This is a genomic window from Galactobacter sp. (assembly GCF_022712295.1).
Lineage (GTDB): Bacteria > Actinomycetota > Actinomycetes > Actinomycetales > Micrococcaceae > Galactobacter.
The window spans coordinates 1-10073 of the sequence record NZ_JALAGT010000170.1; the positions used below are offsets into that span (position 1 = coordinate 1).

The 10073-nt window shown below is 65.6% G+C and carries 6 protein-coding genes; 4 read left to right on the top strand and 2 right to left on the bottom strand.

Going from position 1 to position 10073, the window contains the following annotated elements:
• Positions 1 to 161: 161 nt before the first annotated feature.
• The gene (tgt, locus tag Q0A15_RS12220; RefSeq protein WP_291279808.1) at positions 162 to 1442 is read left to right on the top strand and encodes a tRNA guanosine(34) transglycosylase Tgt; all 1281 of its coding nucleotides are present in this window, start codon (positions 162 to 164) and stop codon (positions 1440 to 1442) included.
• 79 nt (positions 1443 to 1521) lie between these two features.
• Positions 1522 to 3399, top strand: a complete 1878-nt coding sequence (locus Q0A15_RS12225) for a DUF5129 domain-containing protein (RefSeq protein WP_291279803.1) — start codon at positions 1522 to 1524, stop codon at positions 3397 to 3399.
• Positions 3400 to 3436: 37 nt separating this feature from the next.
• On the opposite strand, the gene Q0A15_RS12230 is transcribed toward Q0A15_RS12225, so the two are convergent.
• On the bottom strand, positions 3437 to 4162 hold the full coding sequence (locus Q0A15_RS12230) for a queuosine precursor transporter (RefSeq protein WP_291279804.1): 726 nt from the start codon (positions 4160 to 4162) through the stop codon (positions 3437 to 3439).
• 164 nt (positions 4163 to 4326) lie between these two features.
• On the opposite strand from Q0A15_RS12230, the gene Q0A15_RS12235 reads away from it, so the two are divergent.
• Positions 4327 to 5148, top strand: coding sequence for a hydroxymethylpyrimidine/phosphomethylpyrimidine kinase (locus Q0A15_RS12235; RefSeq protein WP_291279805.1), 822 nt, complete (start codon positions 4327 to 4329; stop codon positions 5146 to 5148).
• 266 nt (positions 5149 to 5414) lie between these two features.
• Positions 5415 to 8684: a S8 family serine peptidase gene (locus Q0A15_RS12240; protein WP_291279806.1), complete on the top strand. Its 3270-nt coding sequence runs from the start codon at positions 5415 to 5417 to the stop codon at positions 8682 to 8684.
• A gap of 159 nt (positions 8685 to 8843) precedes the next feature.
• Here the strand turns inward: Q0A15_RS12240 and Q0A15_RS12245 are convergent.
• Positions 8844 to 10073: DUF4113 domain-containing protein (locus Q0A15_RS12245; RefSeq protein ID WP_291279807.1), on the bottom strand; the 1230-nt coding region annotated here is incomplete at its 5' end.

Here is a 10073-nt window from a genome sequence, read left to right on the forward strand (position 1 = left end):
CATCAGTGCTCTCCCCCACCCCCGTTGGACATGCTGGCGTCCAGCCCCCACCAACTTGTCCAACGCCGGGGGACTTGGAGGGATGAGGCAGACTTGGGATCGTGCCAAGTGATGCCAAGCGCCGACGTCGCGCCCAGAACCAGCCGAAACCCGCACCCTACGTGAAACCGGAGCTGCCGGAGAGCCACCCACGCCAGAGCGAGTTCTCCTTCGACGTCGGCACCCGCCTGGAGGGGACGCACGCCCGCACGGGAACCATTCACACCCCCCACGGTGACATCGCGACGCCGGCCTTCATCACCGTGGGCACCAAGGCCACCGTCAAGGCGGTGACCCCGGAGCAGGTCGAGGACACCAATGCTCAAGCGGTACTCTCCAATGCCTACCACCTCTACCTTCAGCCGGGGCCCGACGTGCTCGACGCAGCCGGCGGCCTCGGTTCCTTCATGGGCTGGCACGGCCCCACCTTCACCGATTCCGGCGGATTCCAGGTCATGAGTCTCGGGTCCGGGTTCAAGAAGGTCATCGACATGAACGGGCCGGGCGCTCCCGGTGTCGACGCACAAGCGGGCGGCGACGACGCCGTGGCCCCCGGCAAGGAACGTCTGGCCAATGTGGATGACGACGGCGTCTGGTTCAAGTCCCACCTCAACGGGGACAAGCACCGCTTCAGCCCCGAGGTCTCCATGGGGGTGCAGCACAAGATCGGCGCGGACATCATGTTCGCCTTCGACGAGCTGACCACGCTCTACAACTCGCGTGGATACCAGGAGGAGGCGCTGGAACGCACGCGGCGTTGGGCGGAGCGCTGCATCCTGGAGCATTTCCGGCTCACCGACGAACGCGAGGGCAAGCCCTATCAGGCGCTCTTCGGCGTCATCCAGGGCGCGCAGTACGAGGACCTGCGCCGCAAGGCCTGCTCGGATCTCTCGGAGATGCCCTTCGACGGTTTCGGGATCGGCGGGGCGCTGGAAAAAGAGAACCTGGGAACCATCGTGGGATGGTGCGCAGAGGTGCTCCCGGAGAACAAGCCTCGGCACCTGCTCGGCATCTCAGAACCGGACGACATCTTCGCCGCAATCGAGGCCGGCGCTGACACCTTCGACTGCGTCTCTCCCACCCGCGTCGCCAGGAACTCGGCGTTCTACACGGATCACGGCCGGTTCAATCTGGCCGGTCGCCGCTACAAGACGGACTTCACGCCGTTGCAGGAGGGCTGCGACTGCTACACCTGCACGCACTACACGCGTGCCTACGTCCACCATCTCTACAAGGCTGACGAACTGCTCAGCCACACCCTGATCTCCATCCACAACATCGCCTTCACCGTGCGCCTGGTGGATCGGGCACGTGCCGCGATCGAGGACGCGACGTTCTTCCAGCTGAAGGAGGATGTGTTGGCCAAGTATTACGCTGGTACGGGAGACCCGCAGGGACGCTGACCTCGTCACCGACCTTCGGCGTCCTGCCCAGGTTTCCAGCCCAGGATTCCGGCCCCGAACGAGAGCCAAGAGGTGAGACGTGAGCAACCAGACTCCGAGAACGGTCAAGCGCACCGGGCTCGTCCTTCCGCCTCGTCGGAAGTTGGGGCTCGGTGGAGCCACCCTACGGGTGAGCTTCTACGTTCTCCTGAGTCTCGTTGCCGTGCTGTGTGCACTGGCCCTGATCACCGATCGGCTCTCCCTCGACAAGGGGCACACCGCCAACAGCGTGTCGGTCTCCACATCCACCTCCTCGGTCAATGCCGAGGCGCTGACGAATCGGTTGGAGGACCTGCGGCTACATCAGCGCGATGTGGACATCTGGGTCATTGTCCAAGAGGGTCAGATCATCTCCGACGTCCGCGACACGGTGATTGCGAGGGCCAAGAAGGAGAAACCGGACTGGCTCGCAGACGAGCACCTGGCCCCGCACAAACTGGTGGTCTTCCTCAATATCACCGATGTGAACGGGCATGCGGATTCCGGCCTGTTCGCGGGGATGGACCTGAATGACGGCCACGTGGACGAGAACCGCCAGGCAGGAAACCAGGATTTCGCGCACGCCGAGTGGATGGACGGCTTGGTCCGCATCGTGGACGCTCAGGTCGGCAAGCATCCGTTGGGGCCGCTCATCACGGGGATCCTCTGGGCGGTAGGAGTGGCCTCGCTCCTCGCCGTCGTCGTCATTGCAGTCCTGGCCAAGCGCCGCTACGCCGCGGCCCAGGAGGAGATCTCCGCCGGCAAGGATGCCATCGCAGCGTTGGACACCCTGGTCCCGCACGTCGCGGAGCTGATCGACGAGGTGGGCCGTGACGGTCCGAAGACAGGCGACCAGGTGGGTACGGGGCGTCCGCGCGCCGAGGCCGAACACCGGCCGTCGGACATGGTGGGCCCCAGCGTGACCGCGCACCGGCTGCGCTGCGCGCTGGAGGACGTGCGACCGGCCTGCGCGTACTGGAGCGAACAACTGGACGGCTTCACCAGATCACGCCTGAGATCCAGCGGCGCTGTGGCGCAGGTGGGATATGCCACCACGAATCTCCGGGGACTCGTGGCCAGGGTCAACGGGTTGGCAGATGTGGCACGGATGGCCGGCGGGCTGGACGGATGGCAGGAGTCCGCCCAGCATCAAGCGGAATTGTTGGAACGCGATGCGGACGTCGGGGCCCGGGTACTGGACGCACCGTCCGTCCAGGCCACGGAGCGCGCCGAGACCGTGCTGGCTGCAGTGGATGAGGCGAAACGGGCCTCGGCGGAGGTTCTTGCAGAGCTCGGCGACGGTTCCGGTGCGCAGCCCGACGGGGAGCCCGACCGGCTCGCGACCCGACCATCGGGCCATCTGGAGATCCTTGCCCTCTTGGAGCGGGCTTCGGCGCATTTGGCCTCCGAGGTGGCTGCCGCAGGCAATGCTGCGGCCGCGAACGCGAAACGCGCAGAGGACGTGGTTCCTCTCCTCAACGCCTCGGCAAGTGCATCCTCCGCAGAGGCGGACACGCCCACCGTGGGTCGATTCACCACGGTGGATGCCCACCTGGAACCGGAGCAGCCGGCGTACCCTGCGGCACTCGGATTCACGGAGGAAAGCACCCGCCACGACCTGCCCACCCAGGGCCAGCGGCATCCGGCGGCCGGCGACGACGCCCTACCCAAGGCGGAGCCGATCTCGGAGCAGACCGGAGAACTCCTCAACCCTTACGTTGTGGTGCCCGGAGCGTCAGCCTTCTACCTGGCGGTGAAGGAAGCCGGCGGTCTACCCAAGTCCAAGGCGGAGGAACACGAGGACGTGCTGGATACCGAGGGCGTGCCCAAGGTCAAGCCATCAACTGCCAAGACGTCGGAACAGGCTCCGGCACCGGACGCCGACCGGGAGGGGCCGGACTCACCGACGGCGCCCGGGGCACCCCTGATCCACGACTGAATGCGCTGGCATCCACGACTGAATGCAACCGGCCGCGTCACTTCTTGGCCGGCACCGCCTCCACCTCGGAGAAGTAGCCGGGTTCACGCTTCTTGAACCAACCGATCACCAGTGCGGTCAGCGGGGACAGGATGAGTTCCACGGCGGTCTTCCACACGAATCCGACCAGGACGTAGTTGACGAAGTCTCCGGCGGTGGAGACACCGATGACGCCGGCCGCGATGGTGCAGAAGAGCAGCGTGTCCAGGAACTCGCCGACTCCGGTTGAGGCCCACAGTCGCCAGACCAGTCCACGCTCACCCTGGCGTTTCTTCATGGCGACCATGATCAACGCGTTGGAGAGCTGACCGGCCAGGAAGCCCACCACGGAGGCCAGCACGATGCGCCACACCGGTCCCAGCGTGTCGGAGAAGGCCTGCTGTCCCTCGTAGAAGCCGGCCTCGGGCAAACGGATCATCACCCAGAAGGAACCGACGGCCAGCAGCGCCATGGCGAACGACATCAGCACCACGTTGCGGGAGGCCTTCCAGCCGTAGACCTCGGACACCACATCGCCCAGCACGTAGGCCAATGGGAAGAGCACGAAGCCGCCGTCCAGCACCAATGGGCCGATCTCCACGCCCTTGGCCGCGCCGATGTTGGACAGGACCACCACCACGGCGGTTGTGGCCATCAGGACGGCATAGAAACGGGAGCCGACCGGCGCGAAGCGTGCGGTCGGTACGGCAGACGATTCGGCAGAGGGTGCGGGGCTGGAGGTCACGGGAGGTACTTCCTAGGAAAGACGGGAATCAAGACATGGCGCACGGCAGTATGGACTCAAGTCGGGAGCTGCCACCATCCCGTCCCGGCGGTATCCACCGGCGACCAGGTGACATTCTTTCATGTGGGCGCGAGCAGACCGAACTGCGGTCCTAGACTTGAGCCATGACCAATTCCACTCCTGCCCTCGCCCTGTCGATCGCCGGTTCCGAGGCCACTGGCGGCGCCGGTGCCCAAGCCGACCTGAAGACCTTCGAGGAGCTCGGCACCTACGGCATCATCGCCCTGACGTGCATCGTCTCCTTCGACCCGAAGAACAACTGGGACCACCGCTTCGTCCCCGTGGCCCCCAATGTCATCGCCGATCAGTTGGAGGCCATCGAGGCCGCCTACGCGGGCCAGTTGGACACCGTGAAGCTGGGCATGATGGGCACCCCGGACACCATCGCCACCGTGGCGGCCGGCCTGGAGAACCAGGAATGGAAGAACGTGGTGCTGGATCCGGTCCTGATCTGCAAGGGCCAGGAGCCCGGCGCCGCGCTGGACACCGATGAGGCGCTGAAGGCCAAGCTGCTGCCCAAGGCCACCTTCGTCACCCCGAACCAGTTCGAAGCCGAGATCCTCTCCGGCATCAAGGTCTCCTCGATCGAGGATCTGGAACGCTCGGCCAAGATCATCCACGAGAAGTCCGGTGCGGCGGTCCTGGCCAAGGGCGGCGTGCGTCTGGCCGGTCCGGACGCCGTGGACGTGTTCACCGACGGCACCACCACCGAGGTGCTCGCAACCCCCAAGATCGGTGAGGTCTCGGTGTCCGGTGCCGGCTGCTCGTTGGCCGCGGCCATCACGGCAGAGCTGGCCAAGGGCGAGTCCCCGTTGCAGGCAGCCAAGAACGCCAAGGCCTTCGTCACGAGCGCGATCGAGCACCGGCTCTCCGCCGCTACGCCCTTCGACGCGGTCTTCCAGGGTGGTGCGCGCCTGGTCGGCTGAACCGCAGGACACACATGCCCGACGCCTGGTGACCGGTCGGTCACGTGACGCGCCGCCGGGGGCGGCACCTTCCGTGGAAGGTGCCGCCCCCGGCGTACGTCCGTAGCGCGTCGTCGGGCATGAAGCTGACACCGGTATGAAAATTGTGTTTCAAGATCTCGAGATATGAAAGATCTGCTTGACTTTCCCCATCACGGCGTCAGACGATACTGAGGCGCACGCCACATCCCGTGGCTTGTCTCACCCACTCCCACCCGAGGAGCACCATGACGCAGCGATCACGACGCTGGCTGAGCGGAGTCCTGGCACTGACGGCAGGCGCAGCCCTGACGTTCTCCACGCTTCCAGCTCAAGCAGCGCCCAACGCAGAGCCGGACGATCACGACAACACCGCCGTGAAGGCCTCCGACTCCCAGCTGAAGAAGCTGAAGGACCTCCAAAACCTCAAGGTCAATAGCGAATTACGCACCGCCACCGGTGACGTGGACGTGTACGTCCAGTTCACCGGCAAGGGCGCTTACGAGCAGACCCAGAGCGCCGATACCCTCAAGGGCCTCAGCAAGAGCATCAAGAACGACGCGACCACCAAGGCCAAGACCAAGAGCATCCGGGCCAACATCGCCTCCAAGGCGGACGCGGTCGCAAAGGCCTCCGGCGCCAAGGTGGTCTACAAGACCACCAACGCGCTGCCCGGAGTGGCCCTGCGTGGAGACGCGGCCAAGCTGCGCGAACTCTCCAAGCGCTCGGACGTCGTCAAGGTCTCCAAGATCGTTCCCAAGACGCCCACCAACTCCCCCACAGACATCAACACCGGTGCGTTGGCTTCCTGGACCAAGCAGAAGCAGACCGGTAAGGGCGTGACGATCGCCGTGCTGGACACCGGCGTCGACTACACCCACGCGTCCTTCGGCGGCCCTGGCACCACTGCGGCCTACAAGAAGGCGCAGGCCTCCGAGAAGCTGCCGTCCAAGAGCTCCGGGCTCATCGACTCGACCAAGTTCCTGGGTGGCTGGGACCTCGTCGGCGATGACTACGATTCCAACCCGGACAACCCCACCTACCAGCCGGTTCCGCATCCGGACCCGAATCCCCTGGACTGCCAGGCGGCCGGACACGGTTCCCACGTGGCAGGCACCGCAGCCGGTTACGGTGTGGATTCCAACGGCAAGACCTTCAGCGGCGACTACTCCAAGCTGACCGCTACCAAGGCCAAGACCATGCGAGTGGGCCCCGGTTCCGCACCTGAGTCCCGTCTGGTCGGCATCCGCGTCTTCGGCTGCACCGGCTCCTCCTCCGTGGTGGGCCAGGCCCTGGACTACGTGTTGGACCCCAACAACGATGGTGACTTCACCGACCGCGCCCAGATCGTGAACATGTCCCTGGGTTCAGACCGTTCCCCCGTAGACGACCCCGAGAACGCGATCGTGGACGCTTTGACCGAACAGGGCATCCTGTCCGTGGTGGCTTCCGGCAATGCCGGCGACGTCACCGACGTGGGCGGCTCCCCCGGTAACTCCCGTTCCTCGCTCACCGTGGCCAACTCGATCGGCACGCGTGCCGCCATCGACACCACCAAGGTCAGCGCCCCTGCCAATGTGAAGGGCGACTACGGCTCGCAGCTGTCCGTGAACTACGCATGGGGAACCACCGCCAAGTCGGGCACCGTGGTGGTGCCCAACGGCGATGCCACCACCACTGGTTGCGAGCCCATCAAGGACTCGAAGGTGAAGGGCAAGTGGGTCTGGCTGCACTGGACCGACGACCCCACCGGTGAGAACCTCCCCTGCGGTTCCGGCGCTCGCTTCGACGCTGCCGCAGCCGCCGGTGCGGCTGGTGTGGTGCTTGACTCCCCCACGGAGATCTTCAGCGCCGGTATTGCCGGTAACACCAAGGTCCCCGGCATCCAGCTGACCGCGTCCGGCTCCAAGAAGCTCCTGCCTGCCGCCAAGAAGGGCACGCTGAAGGTCACGGTGGACCCCAAGCTCAAGGCCACGTACAACGCTGAGACCCACGCCTTCGACACCCTGAACTCGTCCTCGTCTCGTGGCGCACACGGCCAGGACGGCGTCTCCAAGCCCGACGTCGCTGCGCCCGGTACCGCGATCGGCTCTGTCGACGTGGGCAGCGGCAATGGCGCAGCCAGCAAGTCCGGTACCTCCATGGCCACCCCGCACACGGCCGGTATTGCCGCCCTCGTGGCCGGCAGCGGCAACTACACCGCCTATCAGACCAAGGCTCTGGTCATGAACACCGCGGTGAAGGACATCAAGGCAGGCAAGGTGGCCTACGGACCGCACCGTGTTGGTTCGGGCCGCGTGCAGGCCGACGCCGCACTGAAGAATCCGGTCATCGCCTATGATAAGGACGCTGCCGATCTGGTGTCCGTGGTCTTCGGCCACGTGGAAGTCGGCACCGACTCCAAGACGGTCACCCGCGAGATCGAGTTGAAGAACCTCAGCAACCAGTACCGCGTGTACGACGCCAAGTACCTGGCCTCCACAGCGGTCCCTGGCGCCTCGGTCAAGCTGAACAAGTCTTCCGTCAAGGTTCCCGCCAAGGGTATCGCTCGCGTGAAGGTCACCGTCACGGTCGACCCGACCAAGCTCACCAAGGTCATGGACCCCACCATGAGCAAGCAGCAGCTGGGCCTTGATCGCCAGTACCTCTCCGAGCTGACCGGCCGTGTGCAGTTCACCGCCACCGGCTTGCCGACCCTGCGCGTCCCCGTGACCGCGACCCCGGAGCCCACCTCCTCCATGAAGGTGGCCGATTCCGATATCTCTGCCGGTGAGGCCGACCTGACTCTGGGCGGCATCGACCTGAACGAGAACGGTTACCAGTCCCTGGTCTCCGTCCTGACCCTGGGCGCCACGAGCCCCGAGCTGGGTGAGGAACTGGACGACGTGCCCAGCGCACGTCAGATGGATCTGACCAGTGTCGGCGCCAACTCCAACTCCCCGTCCGTGGGGCTCAACAACGGCGTCCTGAGCGTGGGTGTCGCGACCGCAGAGGCTTGGCCCAACCTGGCAGGCGCCAACCAGATCCAGGTCGACTATGACGTGGACGGCGATGGCAAGACCGACTACTCATCCTTCACCACCTCGGCCGACGATCTGGACCTGTCGCTCGTTAAGACCGTGGACGCACAGGGCCAGGACGTGGATCTGCAGCCGCTCAACGAGCTCATGGGTGATGTGGACTCCAACACGTTCGACACGAACGTGGCGGTGCTCCCCGTCTCGCTGAAGTCGCTGGGCGTCACCAAGGCCAACGCGTCGAAGCTGAAGTACCAGGTCAGCACCTGGAACGAGTACTACACCGATGACTCCGGCGACTCCAAGGCAGTGGATTCCACCGATTGGATCGCTTACAACCCGGTGTCCCCGTCAGTGACCGTGCAGCGTGTCGGGACCACGGTCCCGGACCTGGACGACGGACTGATTTCCGTGAAGACCACCGAGGCGGATCAGAAGCTGCTGCTTCTGCATCACCACAACCCGTTGGCCTCGCGTGAGGAGATCCTGGACCTGCAGTAAACGGTTCACGGACCAGTGCCCGACGGCGCCGTTCCCGACTTCTGGTCGGGGACGGCGCCGTCGGCGCGTGCGGCGTCAGTTCTTCAGGCCCGCCTTTCACCCTCAGGCCCGGCTTCCACACTCAGGCCCGGCTTCCACACTCAGGCCCGGCTTCCACACTTAGGCACGAACCTCCGGCAGCTCGTCCCAGACCGTGGTCCAGCGGTTGGAGCGGAAGTCCCGCTTCATACTCCATTCGGGTTCCTCAGCGAAGCCGCCTGCCCCGAGCCCGATCGAGGTGGTGCCGAAACGGGACCGCACCGAGGCCAGGACGTCGTTGAGACCCTGGCCCGAGTCGTCCCGTCCGCCACCCGCCGACGACGAGACTCCCGGTTCCTGCCCCACGACAGGCGCGCCGCCGAGGGACCTTGAACCATCGACAGAGAAGAGCGCATCCTGCCCCCCGTGCTCTCCATCGCGCTCCAGGCCGGAGAGCATGACCCCTGCCCTGACGTAGTCCACGCCGGGATGAGTGATGGACTCCAGCGCCGACACCGCCAGACGCGTCAGCAGCACCGGATCGGCGCTGGGGGTCGCCAGCGGTACGGAGATCGACGGGAACGAGGCCTCCCCCGTTGAGAAGCGGCTGGTCCCTGCGGAGACGGTCAGGACGCGGGCACGAAGCCCCTGTTCCGCCAGCCGGGTGCAGGCCCGCTGCGTATACAGGTTCGCGACCTCCCGCATCTCGGCACGAGTCGTGACCGGGTGAGAGAAACTGCGCGAATAGAGCACCTGAGCGCGGTCGGACCGGACTTCGTTGGCGTTCAGGCAGGACACGGAGTTGAGTTCCCTCACGGTGCGTTCCAGGACCACGGAATGCTTCTTCCGGATCGCCGAGGGATCCGCCCGCCGCAGGTCCGCGATGGTCTCGTACCCTTCAGCGATCAGCTTGGCGCCACCCTTGCGCCCCACGCCCCACAGGCCGGTGACGGGCAGGCGCTCCTGCAACGCCCACACGTCCGAGGGATCGAGGGAGTCCAAGGAGCAGACCCCACCCAGCGCAGGCGTCCGTTTGGCCACATGGTTGGCGAGCTTGGCCTGGGTCTTGGTGGGGGCCACCCCGACGCAGACGGGCACCCCGACAAAACGAGCGATGTCCGCCCGGATCCGCTCCCCCAGCTGCAGCAGTTCCGCAGGCGTGCCGGCCAATCCCACGAAGGACTCGTCGATGGAGTAGACCTCCTGCCACAGGCCGTGGCGGCCCAAGACCTCTACTGGTAGGTCCGATTGTTGATGAGTGCACTTTTCGCGCACGGTTTGTCGACGATATAGAGGTTCGCGCTCGGAGGGCATTGGCGGCCCCTGCCAGAGCGGGGTGGGTGAACATTCGGTGACGAAGCCGGCTTGGAC